This window comes from Streptococcus iniae, assembly GCF_030732225.1.
In the GTDB taxonomy this organism is placed as follows: Bacteria; Bacillota; Bacilli; order Lactobacillales; family Streptococcaceae; genus Streptococcus; species Streptococcus iniae.
Genome location: NZ_CP132230.1, coordinates 1725205 through 1740624 on the forward strand (window position 1 = coordinate 1725205; position 15420 = coordinate 1740624).

Annotated in this window: 18 protein-coding genes; 3 read left to right on the forward strand and 15 right to left on the reverse strand. The window is 38.3% G+C overall.

Annotation, left to right across the window (positions count from 1 at the left end; genetic code table 11):
• Positions 1 to 5: 5 nt before the first annotated feature.
• Both Q9317_RS08535 and Q9317_RS08540 read left to right on the forward strand, forming a co-directional pair.
• Entirely contained in the window at positions 6 to 917 is a 912-nt protein-coding gene (locus Q9317_RS08535; RefSeq protein ID WP_003101931.1) for a PTS system mannose/fructose/sorbose family transporter subunit IID, read from the forward strand.
• A 108-nt stretch (positions 918 to 1025) separates the two neighbouring features.
• Positions 1026 to 1400 (forward strand): DUF956 family protein, encoded by a 375-nt coding sequence (locus tag Q9317_RS08540; RefSeq protein WP_003101934.1) that lies wholly within the window; start codon positions 1026 to 1028, stop codon positions 1398 to 1400.
• Positions 1401 to 1429: 29 nt separating this feature from the next.
• Here Q9317_RS08540 and Q9317_RS08545 read toward each other — a convergent pair whose 3' ends face one another.
• Positions 1430 to 2500: an acyltransferase gene (locus Q9317_RS08545; RefSeq protein WP_003101937.1), complete on the reverse strand. Its 1071-nt coding sequence runs from the start codon at positions 2498 to 2500 to the stop codon at positions 1430 to 1432.
• 304 nt (positions 2501 to 2804) lie between these two features.
• Between Q9317_RS08545 and serS the strand changes: the two genes are divergently transcribed.
• Positions 2805 to 4082 carry a serine--tRNA ligase gene (gene serS, locus Q9317_RS08550; RefSeq protein ID WP_003101940.1) on the forward strand — a complete coding sequence of 426 codons (1278 nt, stop codon included), beginning with the start codon at positions 2805 to 2807 and terminating at the stop codon, positions 4080 to 4082.
• Positions 4083 to 4116: 34 nt separating this feature from the next.
• Here the strand turns inward: serS and ldcB are convergent, their stop codons facing one another.
• From ldcB to Q9317_RS08620, 14 genes are all read right to left on the reverse strand, one after another.
• The gene (gene ldcB / locus Q9317_RS08555) at positions 4117 to 4812 is read right to left on the reverse strand and encodes an LD-carboxypeptidase LdcB/DacB (protein WP_003101942.1); all 696 of its coding nucleotides are present in this window, start codon (positions 4810 to 4812) and stop codon (positions 4117 to 4119) included.
• A 57-nt stretch (positions 4813 to 4869) separates the two neighbouring features.
• Positions 4870 to 5640, reverse strand: coding sequence for an acetyl-CoA carboxylase carboxyl transferase subunit alpha (locus tag Q9317_RS08560; RefSeq protein WP_003101945.1), 771 nt, complete (start codon positions 5638 to 5640; stop codon positions 4870 to 4872).
• Positions 5637 to 6503 carry an acetyl-CoA carboxylase, carboxyltransferase subunit beta gene (gene accD / locus Q9317_RS08565; RefSeq protein ID WP_305981544.1) on the reverse strand — a complete coding sequence of 289 codons (867 nt, stop codon included), beginning with the start codon at positions 6501 to 6503 and terminating at the stop codon, positions 5637 to 5639. The genes Q9317_RS08560 and accD overlap by 4 nt, the downstream gene beginning before the upstream one ends.
• A gap of 8 nt (positions 6504 to 6511) precedes the next feature.
• Positions 6512 to 7876 (reverse strand): acetyl-CoA carboxylase biotin carboxylase subunit, encoded by a 1365-nt coding sequence (gene accC, locus Q9317_RS08570; RefSeq protein ID WP_003101952.1) that lies wholly within the window; start codon positions 7874 to 7876, stop codon positions 6512 to 6514.
• 25 nt (positions 7877 to 7901) lie between these two features.
• Positions 7902 to 8327, reverse strand: coding sequence for a 3-hydroxyacyl-ACP dehydratase FabZ (fabZ, locus tag Q9317_RS08575; RefSeq protein WP_003101955.1), 426 nt, complete (start codon positions 8325 to 8327; stop codon positions 7902 to 7904).
• Positions 8324 to 8764 carry an acetyl-CoA carboxylase biotin carboxyl carrier protein gene (locus Q9317_RS08580; protein WP_003101957.1) on the reverse strand — a complete coding sequence of 147 codons (441 nt, stop codon included), beginning with the start codon at positions 8762 to 8764 and terminating at the stop codon, positions 8324 to 8326. Before Q9317_RS08580 ends, fabZ begins: the two co-directional genes overlap by 4 nt.
• A gap of 1 nt (position 8765) precedes the next feature.
• Positions 8766 to 9998: a beta-ketoacyl-ACP synthase II gene (gene fabF / locus Q9317_RS08585; protein WP_003101959.1), complete on the reverse strand. Its 1233-nt coding sequence runs from the start codon at positions 9996 to 9998 to the stop codon at positions 8766 to 8768.
• A 14-nt stretch (positions 9999 to 10012) separates the two neighbouring features.
• Positions 10013 to 10747, reverse strand: coding sequence for a 3-oxoacyl-[acyl-carrier-protein] reductase (fabG, locus tag Q9317_RS08590; RefSeq protein WP_003101961.1), 735 nt, complete (start codon positions 10745 to 10747; stop codon positions 10013 to 10015).
• On the reverse strand, positions 10748 to 11677 hold the full coding sequence (gene fabD / locus Q9317_RS08595) for an ACP S-malonyltransferase (RefSeq protein WP_003101963.1): 930 nt from the start codon (positions 11675 to 11677) through the stop codon (positions 10748 to 10750).
• Positions 11678 to 11703: 26 nt separating this feature from the next.
• Positions 11704 to 12669: an enoyl-[acyl-carrier-protein] reductase FabK gene (fabK, locus tag Q9317_RS08600; RefSeq protein ID WP_003101965.1), complete on the reverse strand. Its 966-nt coding sequence runs from the start codon at positions 12667 to 12669 to the stop codon at positions 11704 to 11706.
• Between the two features lie 142 nt (positions 12670 to 12811).
• Positions 12812 to 13036, reverse strand: coding sequence for an acyl carrier protein (locus tag Q9317_RS08605; protein ID WP_003101966.1), 225 nt, complete (start codon positions 13034 to 13036; stop codon positions 12812 to 12814).
• 66 nt (positions 13037 to 13102) lie between these two features.
• On the reverse strand, positions 13103 to 14077 hold the full coding sequence (locus Q9317_RS08610; protein ID WP_003101968.1) for a beta-ketoacyl-ACP synthase III: 975 nt from the start codon (positions 14075 to 14077) through the stop codon (positions 13103 to 13105).
• Positions 14077 to 14511 (reverse strand): fatty acid biosynthesis transcriptional regulator FabT, encoded by a 435-nt coding sequence (fabT, locus tag Q9317_RS08615; RefSeq protein ID WP_003101970.1) that lies wholly within the window; start codon positions 14509 to 14511, stop codon positions 14077 to 14079. The genes Q9317_RS08610 and fabT overlap by 1 nt, the downstream gene beginning before the upstream one ends.
• Before the next feature lie 75 nt (positions 14512 to 14586).
• Positions 14587 to 15378, reverse strand: a complete 792-nt coding sequence (locus Q9317_RS08620) for an enoyl-CoA hydratase (protein WP_003101971.1) — start codon at positions 15376 to 15378, stop codon at positions 14587 to 14589.
• Positions 15379 to 15420 lie beyond the last annotated feature (42 nt).

Below are 15420 nucleotides of genomic sequence, written 5' to 3' on the forward strand. Positions count from 1 at the left end.
ATCAAATGACTGAACAAATTAAATTAACAAAATCAGACCGTCAACGTGTTTGGTGGCGTTCACAATTCTTACAAGGTTCTTGGAACTATGAGCGTATGCAAAACATGGGTTGGGCTTACGCACTTATCCCAGCACTTAAAAAATTATACACAACTAAAGAAGATCGTGCTGCTGCTCTTGAGCGTCACATGGAATTCTTTAATACTCATCCATACGTTGCAGCACCAATCATCGGTGTAACACTTGCTCTTGAAGAAGAAAAAGCAAACGGTACGCCAATCGATGATAAAGCTATCCAAGGTGTTAAAATTGGTATGATGGGGCCTTTGGCTGGTATCGGTGATCCAGTATTCTGGTTTACAGTTCGTCCAATCCTTGGAGCACTTGGTGCTTCTCTTGCATCAACTGGTAACATTGTTGGTCCACTTCTATTCTTCTTTGGATGGAATATCATTCGTATGTCATTCTTATGGTACACTCAAGAATTTGGTTACAAAGCAGGTTCTGAAATTACTAAAGACATGTCTGGTGGTATCCTTCAAGACATCACTAAAGGTGCTTCAATCCTTGGTATGTTCATCCTTGCAGTTCTTGTTCAACGTTGGGTATCAATCAACTTCACTGTTAACCTTCCAGGTAAACAATTAGCTGAAGGTGCTTATGTTGTTTTCCCAGATGGTGCCGTTAAAGGTGCTGAGTTAAAAGGTATTCTTGGCCAAGCCCTTAGCGGAATGAGCCTAGATAAAATGCAAGCTCAAACGCTTCAAGGACAATTAAATTCACTTATTCCAGGATTAGCAGGATTACTGCTTACTTTCCTTTGCATGTGGTTATTGAAGAAAAAAGTTTCTCCAATCGCAATCATCATCGGTTTGTTTGCATTTGGTATCATTGCTCACCTATTACACATCATGTAATAAAAGAAGGTCTGAGGCTCAAGTCTCAGACTCTTTTTTTAATTTAAGAAAAAAACTATTCAGATAATATGGTATAATAGCTATAAATCATAAAGTAAAGGATCGCAAATGGCACAATCTTTAAACACAAGTGTGGAATACAAAACAAAAGCAGTCTCATACTTAGGCATGGGAGGCAAAGTCGGGCAGCTACTACTCGGCGATAAAGCACTTGAATTCTATAACGATAAAAATGTTAATGATTATATTCAAATCCCTTGGACATCTATAAATCAAATCGGTGCCAATGTTTCTCGAGGAAAAGTTGGAAGACACTTCGAAATCTTCACAGATCAAGGCAAATTTTTATTTGCTTCCAAAGACACAGGTAAGATTTTAAAAATCACACGCCAACATATTGGCAATGACAAAGTGATTAAATTACCAACCTTAGTCCAAACCATATTGACAAAACTGTCATCTCGAATCAAAAACAAGAAGTGATTCTAATAACCATAGATTCACTTCTTTTTCTAATTATCTTCAAAAGGGACTTTCTCATCAATCCAATTCAACAAACAGGCAACTTTCAACCATTGAAAGATATGTTGTCTTCCTTTTTCAATCAAAAAGGCCAGACAATAAATCATAACACTAACAGCTAGAATTAGAAAAGGATAGATAACAATTGGAACTTCTACAAAAGATTCTGCAAAGTCTCGAATAAAAAATTTAACAAGCAATGGATGTAGATGTGCTAAATAAATTCCTAAAGTTGCCGGAGAAACCATCACAATAAATGGGTACAGTCGACTTTTTTCAGATAGTGGCATTTTAGCAAAAATGATAAATAAACTAACTGCTCCCAAACTTAAACTCGGTGAAACATACCAATACCATATATTCCCCACTAAAAACTTCATGACATAAGTAACAAACATACAGAAGAAAAATAGCATTAATAAATAACTTCTTCGAAACACTTCTAAATCTAGCCGTTCCAAATATGCCCCAAGGATATAAAGAATCATCAACCAAGTCATTTCAAAACCTTTACTCAAAGAAAATTCTGCAACGGAATTATTCATCACTGCCGGCAATACAGAGAAAACAATTGTCATCAATAGCACTAAATGCCCCAGTTGTCTGTCTGACAATCCCCTTAAGCCAGCATTAATCACTGGAATAAAAATTAAAAGTCCAAAGTAGGCCGTTATATACCAATAATTCCCACTAACAATTGGCAAAAAAGCATGTTGCCAGTCTTTAAGACCAACAGGAAAGCCTAGAAGGTAAATAAAAAAAGTGATTCCAAAACTATAAAAGAAAACTTGCAGCCAAATATTAGCTAGCTTGGAATACTTGTAACTTGTATGAACGCCAACATAACCACTAATAAGAGCATAACAGTTGACTGCTCCATAAACTAAAACTTGAATAATCCAAGTGGTGATAAAATAAGGGTCGCTTTCTCCTGAGACACTTGACCTAATCCCTCCCTTACCTAACACATGAGTCACAACAATCATAAACATGGATATAATTCTCAATAAATCAAGTCCATAATGGTATTTTCTTACTGTTTTTTCTGCATTTCCATTCATAAGGGCATTTTAGCATAAAAAGGTAATACTAGGCAATAATAACCACTTTTGATAAGATTCATCTTGTCAGTTTACATTTCTATTTTTTCTGATATAATAGTCCTATCGGATAAGTAATATTTTAAACTTTTCAGAAAGTCTGTGGTCGCTGTGAACAGATAAGCACAAAATATGAAATTCTACCGAGTGATAAAATGACATAACAATAAAGTGCACAGATTGTGAAGCTGGATGGAACCGCGCAAAAGCGCTCCAGCAGTATCATTATCTGTGCTTTTTCTTATTTAAAATAAAGGAGATCCCTATGTTAGACTTAAAACGTATTCGTACTGACTTTGAAGCCCTTGCTCAAAAACTTGAAACACGTGGTGTTTCAGCAGAAACACTAACAGAATTAAAAGACTTAGACGAAAAACGTCGTCAATTATTGGTCAAAACTGAAGAGTTAAAAGCAGAGCGTAATCTTTCTTCTGCTGCAATCGCACAAGCAAAACGTCAAAAAGAAGATGCCAGCCAGCAAATCGCTGAAATGCAAAAACTATCTGCTGACATCAAAAGCATTGACACTGAACTGGCAGAAATCGATGAAAAAGTAACAGCAATTATCACGGTCCTGCCAAATACTCCTCATGATTCTGTTCCTGTCGGTGCTGACGAAGAAGAAAATCTCGAAGTTCGCCGTTGGGGGACCCCTCGTGAATTTGATTTTGACATCAAAGCACATTGGGATTTAGGTGAAAATTTAGACATCCTTGATTGGGAACGTGGTGCAAAAGTAACTGGTGCTCGTTTCTTATTCTACAAAAATCTCGGAGCTAGACTAGAACGTGCCCTTTATAACTTTATGCTTGACGAGCATATTAAAGAAGGTTACCAAGAAATCATTACCCCTTACATGGTCAACCATGAATCAATGTTCGGAACAGGACAATACCCAAAATTCAAAGAAGATACTTTTGAGTTAGCGGACTCAAACTTTGTTCTCATTCCAACGGCAGAAGTACCTCTAACCAACTACTATCGTGGTGAGATCCTAGACGGTAAAGAATTACCAATTTACTTCACCGCTATGAGCCCATCATTCCGCTCAGAAGCTGGTTCAGCTGGCCGAGATACCCGTGGATTGATCCGTTTACACCAGTTCCATAAAGTCGAAATGGTCAAATTTGCTAAGCCAGAGGAATCTTACCAAGAATTGGAAAAAATGACTGCCAACGCAGAAAACATCCTCCAAAAACTAAATCTCCCTTACCGTGTCTTAGCTTTGTGTACTGGCGATATGGGCTTCTCAGCAGCAAAAACCTATGACCTTGAAGTTTGGATTCCTGCACAAAATGCCTACCGTGAAATCTCAAGCTGTTCAAATACAGAGGACTTCCAAGCGCGCCGTGCGCAAATTCGCTACCGCGACGAAGCAGACGGCAAGGTTAAACTCTTGCATACTCTGAACGGTTCAGGATTAGCTGTAGGCCGTACCGTCGCAGCCATTTTAGAAAACTATCAAAACGCGGATGGTTCAGTAACCATCCCCGAAGCACTACGTCCATACATGGGTGGTGTAGAAGTTATCTCACCAAAATAAGATAGCAAAAACGACTGAGTCTTTTCAGTCGTTTTTAGTTTGGGTAGTTACCACCTTTTAGGTGAAAATAAGCTTCTAAAGTCTTACCAGATTTTGCAATATCAGCAGCCTCTTTGCCGATGTAGCGGATATGCCAGCTTTCCGCCTGATAACCAGTACTTGCCTCTTGGCCTTTGAGGTAGCGGACAATAAAGCCATAATCAGGAGCATGTGCGAGCAACCAAGCAGAAGCCTGCTCTTCTTCCAAGAGATGACCTTGACTATCAATGATGTCAAAAGCCAGGCCTGTCTGATGCTCGCTATAGCCTGGTCTTGCTGAATAGCGATCAGCATTTTCTTGGCCGTCTTGATTAACATAGGTCGCGTACAACTCCTCTTGCTTTTCATAACTTCTAAAACCACTGTAGTGATCACTCAATGCAAATCCCTGTCTGGCCATAGCCTGTTTTAATTGTTCAAATGCCTCTTTTGCCTTAGGGTCTTCTCCTGGATGATAGCTTTTAGCCAAGGGATAACGTTTGTTAACAATAATAATGTCATCATACTTCCCTTTTATGTAATAATAAGAGCCATTATGAAGAATTTCAGTTTGCTCAACTTCTTTATGAGGTAACTGTTTATCTGTTTGAATACTATTATTCTTCTTGGCTTCTGAATAAGTAGATTTTTTCTGACAAGCTGTGAGTAACAAGGTCAATACTAAAAGGACATATACAGATTTTTTTGACATTATTGTCTTTCTCCAATCATTTATGACTTAAAGCGAAAAAAATCCTATAAAAGGATTTTAAAATTTTCTAAAACGTTGATAGCGTTCTTCCAAGAGTTGCTCCATAGGAAGTTGACTTAAGTGATCAAAACTATCACTTAATTGTGATTTAATCTTATCAACCACTTCACTAGTGAAGTAACCTCGTTCTGGGATAATGCGATCAATAACTTGCATTTCCAATAATTCAGGTGCAGTAATTTTCATTAACTCCGCTGCTTCTGTTGCTCTTGAACCATCTTTCCATAAAATGGAAGCAAAGCCCTCTGGACTTAAGACCGCATAAATCGTATTTTCTAACATCCAAACTTGGTCTGCTACAGCTAAAGCAAGTGCTCCACCAGAGCCTCCCTCACCTATAATAATAGCAATGACAGGTACCTTGAGGTCACTCATTTCAAGTAAATTGCGCGCAATAGCTTCTCCTTGCCCACGCTCTTCAGCACCGACTCCTGGATAAGCACCAGCTGTATTGATAAAAGTAACAACCGGACGGCCAAATTTTTCAGCCTGTTTCATTAAACGCAAAGCCTTACGGTATCCCTCAGGATTTGGCTGCCCAAAGTTTCGATGAAGGTTATCTTGAAGGTTACTTCCTTTTTGAATACCAATAGCTGTCACCGGACGACCATTAAGGTAACCAATGCCTCCAATAACTGCACCATCATCAGCAAAATGACGATCACCATGGAGTTCCATAAAATGATCCAAAATTTGTGAGGCATAATCAAGGGCTGTTAATCTTCCTTGGTCTCTAGCTTCTTTTAGAATTCTTCCAACTTCAGTCATTGACTACCTCCATGAAAAGCTACTAAATGGGCAATTGTATCACGCATTTCTGTTCGTTTGACAATAGCATCCACAAAGCCATGTTCTAATAAAAATTCTGCTTTTTGGAAGTCCTCTGGAAGGTTTTCTCTAACCGTTGTTTCAATCACACGACGACCTGCAAAGCCAACCAATGATTGTGGTTCAGCAATAATGATGTCTCCTTGCATGGCAAAGCTAGCAGTCACTCCACCTGTTGTAGGGTCCGTTAAAACGGTTAGGTAAAACAAACCTGCATTCGAGTGCCTTTTTACAGCCGCAGAAACTTTGGCCATTTGCATAAGACTCATGGTCCCTTCTTGCATACGAGCACCACCTGAGGCGGTAAAAATCACTAAAGCTAGCTTTTCTTTTGTGGCCATTTCAATCAAACGAGTTAATTTTTCGCCAACAACAGTTCCCATACTAGCCATAATAAAATTGGAATCCATAATAGCTAAAGCAACTTTTTCATCCTTGATTGAGGCTTTCCCTGTTAAGATTGCCTCGTGTAATCCTGTTTTTTCTCTTGTCTTTACAATTTTATCAGTATAGTTAGGAAAATCTAAGGGATTATCACTTTCAATATCAGTATACAATTCCTCAAAACTGCCCTTGTCTATTGTTAACATGAGACGTTCATAGGCAGAAAGTCTAAAATTATAGGAACAATTGGGACAGATTTTTTCAATTCCCAGATCTTTTTGGTAAATCAAATGTTTACAAGCAGGACACTTAGCAAAAAGTTCATCTGGTACTTCTGGAACATTTCTGCTCAATGTTCCTTTTAAAGAATTATTAGGCGTAATACGGATGTATTTATCTTTTTTTGCAAATAAAGCCATAACAACTCCTATTTATTAGTATAGTCTGGTAAAAATTTTTCCATTAAGAATGCTGTGTCGTAATCTCCAGCAATCACGCGTTTATCTGAGATTAAATCTAGTTGAAATTCTACATTCGTGTGAATGCCTTCAATTTCTAGTTCATAGAGCGCTCTTTGCATCTTCATCAGGGCATCAAAACGATTCTCACCATGAACAATAACCTTAGCAATCATACTGTCATAATATGGTGGAATGGTATAGCCACTGTAGACAGCCGAATCAACACGCAAACCAACTCCTCCACAAGGCAAATACAAATCTGTGATTTGACCTGGGCTTGGGGCAAAATTAAACTTAGGATTTTCAGCATTAATACGACACTCAATGGCATGACCTTTTAAACGAATTTCTTCTTGGTTTATGGAAAGTTCAAACCCTGCAGCCACTTTGATTTGCTCTTTAACAATATCAATGCCTGTGACAAATTCTGTGACAGGATGTTCAACCTGAATCCGAGTATTCATCTCCATAAAGTAAAAATGACCACTTGACTCATCCAATAAAAATTCGATAGTACCAGCATTCTCATAAGAAACCGTCTGGGCGGCACGAACAGCTGCTGCCCCCATTTCTTGACGAAGGGTTTCGCCAATTGCAATAGAAGGACTTTCTTCTAAGACTTTTTGATTATGACGTTGCAAAGAACAATCTCTCTCACCGAGGTGAATAACATGTGAAAAGGCATCTGCTAAAATCTGTACTTCAATATGCCTTGCTGGATAGATAACTTTTTCCACGTACATGGCACCATTACCAAAAGCACTCAAAGCTTCATTAGAAGCAGAGGCAAAGGCTTCTTCCAGCTCATTTTCTGATGATACTTTTCGGATTCCTTTTCCACCGCCTCCAGCAGAGGCTTTCAACATGATTGGATAACCGATCTGATTGGCAACCAAGCGAGCTTCTTTTGCTGAGAAGACTTCACCATCTGAACCTGGAATAACTGGAACACCTGCTGCAATCATTTCTTGGCGGGCTCTAATTTTGTCCCCCATCTTTTCCATGACCTGTGCTGACGGTCCAATAAATTTTAAATTCATTTCTTCACACATGGTTGCAAACTTGGCATTCTCACTAAGAAAACCAAAACCAGGGTGAATGGCTTGTGCTCCGGTTACAATAGCTGCTGATAAAATAGAATTCATATTGAGATAAGAATCCTTGGATTTTGCAGGTCCAATACAAATTGCCTCATCAGCTAATACCGTGTGCAGAGCATCTTTATCTGCTTCTGAATAAACAGCTACTGTGGCAATCCCAAGCTCTCTAGCTGCTCGGATAATACGCACAGCAATTTCGCCACGATTGGCGATTAGGATTTTTTGAAACATTTCTCTTCCTCCACAGAACACTGCTTTAATTTGCAGCTATTGCAAATGTTAGTGTTCCACTAGCTGCTAATTGGCCATCTACTTCAGCGATTGCATCAACAACAGCAATTGTGCCTCGTCTTTTAACAACTTTAACAGTCATCACTAACTGATCTCCAGGAACAACTTGCTTCTTAAATTTAACCTTGTCCATTCCTGCATAAAAAACGAGTTTCCCTTTATTTTCCTCTTTTGATAATTCTAAAACACCTGCTGCTTGTGCTAGAGCCTCCATGATGAGAACTCCTGGCATTACAGGGTATTTAGGAAAATGACCTGTAAAGAAAGGTTCATTTATGGTCACATTTTTCAATGCCACAATTGAATCTTCACCAACCTCAAGAACTCGGTCAACCAAAAGCATGGGGTAGCGATGTGGAAGGGCTTCAATGATTTCTTTAATATCTATCATTTAATGCGTACCAATCCTTTTCCAAATTCGACAACCTCTTCGTTGGAAACAAGGATTTCAGTAACGATACCATCACATGGTGCTGGTAATTCATTCATCACTTTCATAGCTTCAATAATCAGTAAGGTTTGACCCTTTTTAACCTGATCTCCTACACTTACAAATTGAGCTGCACCTGGACTTGATGACAAGTAAGCTACACCAACTAAGGGGCTTTCAACCAGTTGTCCTTCTGCTACTTTTTCTTCTTGTTTTGTTTCAACAACTATCTCTTTGTTTTCCACTTCTGATACCACCGCTTGTGGTGAATGGTTTTCTATTTTTTGATAATCATTTTTACTAAAAGAAATTTCTTCGTCTTTATTTTTAAAAGAAAATTCTCTAAGATTTGACTTGTCAAATTGAGCCATCAAATCCTTTAGTTCGTCAATTGTCACGCTATTCCTCCCAATTTTTGAAGGCCAATACTGCATTATGTCCACCAAAACCAAAGGTATTTGAAATGGCATAGTGAATCTCTGCAGCTTGTCCTTGTCCAAAAATAACATTTGCTTCGATATCGTCTGATAATTCTCTTGTTCCAGCCGTCATCGGAATGTAACTGTTTTGCATTGCTTCAATTGTTGCAATAGCCTCAACAGCTCCTGCTGCCCCTAATAAATGTCCTGTAAATGATTTCGTTGAAGAAACGGGCACATCTTTTCCTAAAACAGAAACAATGGCCTGACTTTCCCCTTTTTCATTAGCTGGTGTTGATGTACCATGTGCATTGACATAATCAATCACATCAGCTGTAATACCTGCTTCTTTTAAAGCTAAACGAATTGCTTTTGCTGCTCCTAATCCTTCTGGATGTGGAGAAGTCATATGGTAAGCATCACAAGTGTTTCCATAGCCAACAATTTCAGCTAAAATATGAGCTCCGCGTGCCTTGGCATGCTCTAAACTTTCTAAAACAAGCATCCCTGAGCCTTCACCCATGATAAAACCATTTCTATCTTTATCAAATGGAATAGAACTACGTTTTGGATCTTCTGTCGTTGAAAGAGCTGTCAAACTTTGGAAACCTGCAATGGCGAATTTTGTAATGGCTGCTTCTGCACCACCAACTAACATGACATCTTGCAAGCCAAATTTAATCGTATGGAAAGCATCACCAATAGCATCGTTGGATGACGCACAAGCTGTGTTAATAGACTTACAAATACCATGAGCATTTACTTTCATGGCAACATTTCCAGCCGCCATATTTGGCAAGGCCTTAGGCAAAGTCATCGGTTTCACACGTTTAGGACCCTTTTCATGGAGACGGATCATTTGGTCTTGAATTTCTTGAATACCACCAATACCTGTGGCAACAATCACACCAAAACGATCACTATCAATATTTTCTGTGTCCAGTTTGGCATTTTCAACAGCTTCTAAACCAGCATAAATAGCATACAAAGAATACATGTCAAAACGATTTAAATCCTTTTTAACAAAATACTTATCAAAGGGGAAATCACTGATTTCTGCTGCGTTTTTTACGGCATACTCACTGGTGTCAAACTTGGAAATAGGTCCAATACCAATTTTACCATTTTTTAGGCTTGACCAGAAGTGTTTTGGTGTATTTCCGATTGGAGAAGTTACTCCGTAACCCGTTACTACAACTCTATTAAATGTCATTTTTCACCTCAATCTTATTGCATGGTTACGCCACCATCAATGGCGACGACTTGTCCTGTAATGTAATCTTGACTAGCAAGAAAAGTAACTAAACGAGCCACTTCCTCTGCTTGACCAATGCGTTTTAATGGAATCTGATTCAAGATAGCTTCTTGCATTTTGTCTGTTAAAACATCGGTCATATCAGAAGCAATAAAACCAGGTGCTACAATATTAGCACAAATCCCACGACTGGCTACTTCACGGGCTAAAGATTTGGTAAATCCAATTAAACCAGCTTTTGAGGCTGCATAGTTGGCTTGACCGACATTTCCAGTCATTCCAACAACACTAGATATATTAATAATAGCACCTTGGCGTTTTTTCATCATCGGCTTTAAGACTGATTGTGTCATGTTAAAAGCACCTGTTAAATTAACTTTTAGGACATTCTCAAAATCCTCTTCTGTCATACGAAGAACAATTTTATCATTGGTGATACCTGCATTATTTACAAGAATATCAACACTTCCTAATGCTTCAATAGCTTTTTCAACCATCTCATTAGCATCCTGAGCCTTTGAAACGTCTCCTGAAACAGCAATGACCTTCCCTGAATAATCTGAAAACTCTTCTAGCAACTCTTCTTTAATTGGTTTACGACCATTTAAAACAATATTTGCTCCCAATTTAGCAAAAGCTTTGGCAATGGCTAAGCCAATTCCACGGGTTGAACCTGTAATAAATACGTTTTTTCCTTTTACATCCATCTATTTTTTACTACTTTCTAAATATAATCTAAGTGAGTGTAAATCTTCGATTGAAGTTACCTGCATGTTTTTATCGATTTTCTTAATAAACCCTGTTAAAACCTTACCAGGACCAATTTCAACAATTTGACTGCAGCCTAATTCTTGTAATTTAGTGATACTTTCATAAAAACGGACCGGTTCCATAACCTGGCGGGTTAATAATTCTGGAATCCGTTCTTTTGTCATCACATCTGCTTCTGTATTGCCAACAAGTGGACACACAAAGTCTTTAAACCTTAATTTAGCTAACTCTTTAGCTAAATTTTGACTAGCAGGCTGCAAAAGTGCCGTATGAAAGGGACCTGATACATTAAGTGGTATCAAGCGTTTGACACCTTTTGCTTTTAAGCATTCAAGTGCTTGATTAACAGCTTCAACTTGTCCACCAATCACAATTTGACCTGGTGTATTATAGTTTGCTGGTGAAACAATACCAAACTGAGATGCTTCTTGACAAGCTTCTTCAATGATTGCTGCATCAGTGTTTAAGACAGCTACCATTTTCCCAGATCCTGCTGGAGCAGCTTCTTCCATAAATTGCCCACGTTTTGCTACCAAAAGAAGAGCATCTTTAAAGGAAATAGCCTCAGATGCAACTAAAGCCGCATACTCTCCAAGAGATAAACCTGCAACCATATCTGCTTTGATACCAGAATCTTTTAAGAGCCTGTAAATGGCTACAGAAGTCGTTAGAATGGCTGGTTGTGTGTAGCGCGTTTGATTCAGTTTTTCTTCATCTTCATCAATCAATTGACGTAAATCATAACCTAATAGTTGGCTTGCTTGATCAAAAAGCTCTCTTACTTGAGGATAGGCTTGGTATAAATCACTTGCCATTCCTAATTTTTGTGCCCCTTGGCCAGCAAATAAAAATGCAGTTTTTGTCATTTTAATTCCTCATTCATCTCACTCAGTTAGCGTTTCACATGAGCCCAACGCGCAGCTTCTTTGGCAATTATTTCAGAAGCCCCATAATAAAGATCTTCAATAATTTCTTTACAGCTTTCTTCTTTTTTGATAAGCCCTGCAATTTGGCCAGCCATTACGGAACCATTAACAACGTCCCCATCAACTACTGCTTGTCTGAGTGATCCAGCACCCATTTCTTCAATGTCTTCTGCAGTTTTTTGATCTGTCAAATACTCTTTTTCAGCTTTAGCATAAGCACTTGTTAATTTGTTTTTAATTGACCGAACAGGATGCCCTACAACTTGAGCAGAAATTACTGTATCAATGTCCTTTGCTTTTAGGATTTTTTCTTTAAAATTAGCATGGGCATTTGATTCTTTAGCAACAACAAAGCGTGTACCGACTTGAACAGCTTCTGCACCTAACATGAAAGCTGCTGCAGTTCCTGCTCCATCAGCAATGCCTCCTGCAGCAATAACTGGAATCGACACACTTTCAACAACTTGGCGCACCAAGGTCATGGTCGTCAATTTACCAATATGACCACCAGCTTCCATCCCTTCAGTGATGACAGCATCCACCCCTAATTTTTCCATGCGTTTAGCCAATGCTACACTTGGAACAACTGGAATGACAATAATACCGGCTTCGTGAAGACGATCCATGTATTTCCCTGGATTTCCTGCCCCAGTTGTGACAACTTTAACACCTTCTTCAATGACCAAATCAACAATATCGTCAGCAAAAGGTGATAAAAGCATGATATTGACACCAAATGGATTACTTGTAATAGACTTTACCCGATCAATATTTGCTTTGACAACTTCTTTAGGGGCATTTCCTCCTCCTATAATACCTAAGCCACCAGCATTGGAAACAGCTCCAGCAAGGTCACCATCAGCAACCCATGCCATTCCTCCTTGAAAAATGGGATAGTCAATATTAAGCAATTCTGTAATACGTGTTTTCATTTTGAACCTTTTCTAGCAAGATAAAAGTAATTTGATAATCAAACTATTAGTGAATAAAGAAAGAGCGAGCTAGGTCCTTTAGCAGGGGCTAATCTCACCCTTAGTGATTCATTAAAAGCTTTTTAAGCTCTATGAATCCCTTTTATTTTGTTTTTTCTTCAACGTAAGCAACAAGGTCGCCAACTGTGTTTAAACCTTCTTCAGTTTCGATTTGAATATCAAAAGCATCTTCGATTTCTGAAATAACTTGGAAAACATCCAAAGAATCTGCATCAAGATCATCAAATGTTGTTTCCATTTTAACTTCTTCTGCTTCTTTACCTAATTCTTCAACGATGATTTCTTGAACTTTTTCAAATACTGACATTTTATTTCTCCTTAAATAATGTTTATGTTAATTTTTTTATATAAATGTGCTATGCACATGCTATAACTAGATTTTAAGCATTAGACTTCCCCAGGTTAATCCGCCACCAAATCCTGATAGCAAAATGGTTTGGGTACCATCTAATGTGATTTGTCCATTTTGGACAGCTTCTGATAACAAGATGGGAATACTTGCCCCACTTGTATTGCCATAAGTCATCATATTCTCAAGAAATTTTTCTCGAGGCATATCAATCTTTCTGGCCATTTTATCTAAAATACGACGGTTGGCTTGATGTAAAAGCATGTAATCAATGTTTTCTTTAGCAATAGAGCTACTCTCAATTAAGGCATTGATGCTTTTTGACACATCACGAACCGCAAAGTCAAAAATAGCACGACCATCCATTCGCAAATAAGGTTCTGAAACCTGTTTCTCTGAAAAAGGTGAGGATAGATTCCGTTGACCAGACACCAAGCTGTCTCCTTTTGAGCCATCCGTTTTTAAGACTTCTGCTAAAAAGTGTTGCTGAGAACTTGCTTCAACCAAAACACCACCTGCACCATCTCCAAAGACCACTGCCGTTGAACGGTCAGACCAATCAATGTGTTTTGAGAGTGTTTCAGCTCCAATAACAATCCCTTTTTGGTATTGACCAGAAAGAATCAATTTATCTGCCATTGCTAGTGCAAAGACAAAACCACTGCATGCTGCTGTTAAGTCAAAGGCAAAAGCATTGACTGCTCCTATACGACCTTGAACCTTTGCAGCTGTAGAAGGCATCATAGCATCTGGTGATATCGTTGCTAAGATAATAAAATCAATCTCACTGGCATCAAGCCCTGATTTTTCCAACAATTGTGTAGCAACTTGACTGGCTAAATCACTGGTATTTTCTCTCAAGGACAGATACCTCTGTTTAATTCCTGTACGAGAAGCAATCCATTCATCACTAGTATCCATTATTTTTGCCAAGTCATCATTACTGACAGCTTGATTTGGCACATAATGAGCTACCTGACTAATTTTTGTGTAAGCCATTAAATCAAGTCCTCCAAAAACTGATGTAAATTTTCTAGCCCTCGAAGGAGTGCTTTCATGGCTTCGTCATCCATGTCCGCAACCACTTGCCCAACCATGTTTTTATGAAATTTAGCATGGAGTCTATCAAGCAGTCTCCCTCTTTTAGTAAGGGTTAAGTAAACAACACGTCTATCAGAAATAGAGCGAGTGCGTTCAATATAACCTTTGGCCTCAAGTTTATTGAGACTAGTTGTAACAGTTCCTAAAGTAACCATTAATTCTCTGGCGATGTCACTTGGAGTTACTTGATCAAATTTGCCAATAATTTCAATTGTGTGCATTTCTTTTAAGGACACATCACTAAATTGACTCGTTTTTAGACTAATTTCTTCAATGACTAAAATACGATTGAAGACATTTACTAAATACTCATTGATTTTATCATATTCCAAGTTGGCACCTCCTAACAATAAACTTTGACTTTCAAATTATATCAAAGACCAAATTATTTTGCAAGATTTTACAAACTATTTCCCTTGAAAATTAGGACGACGCCTTTCACTATATGCTCTAACACCTTCTTTGAAGTCTTCTTTAAAGGCTAAACTTTCTTGTAATTGTAATTCTAATGGTGCATAAGATTCCCAATCTTGGAAATAACTCTGCCAAACCAACTGTTTCATGGCTGCATAAGAATTTGAAGAACCGCGTCTTAAGCGTTTTAAGACCTTTGCTTCCAAAGCTTCTAACTTTTCAGATTCTGATACGGCATAAACAAATCCATAATCTAAAGCTTTTTCAGCTGATACTGCTTCACCTGTCATCACCAAGTGTGTTGCTCGGTTCAATCCTATTGCTCTTGTAAGCAGAAATAAACCACCTGCATCCGGAGCAAGACCCACATTGACAAATGCTTGAACAAACTTGGCATCCTTACTTGCAATGCAGAAATCTACAGCAAGGGCAATGTTAAATGCTGCACCAGCAACTGCACCATCTGCACATAGAATAACAGGTTTCGGTAATTTCTTAATGGCCAAGGAAATATCCTGAACAAGCTCTGCTATTTTGACAAGCGACTCAATGTTGTCATTGTCCACAGCATTTTGCATCTCAACTAAATCACCGCCTACTGAGAACAGTTTTCCCACTGCTTTAATAACTAAAAAGCGAAGGCCTGCGTCTTTCTCAACCTTTTCAATAGCCTCAAGTATTTCTAAACAAATAGGAATATTGAAACCATTTGAAACATGCGGACGGTTTAAGGTCAATATGGCAAGATCATTATTTTTTTCAAAAATAATGTGTTGATAGTCCATCTTCTACCCCCTTCTAGAGTATCGAAACATATAGTTTTAAAA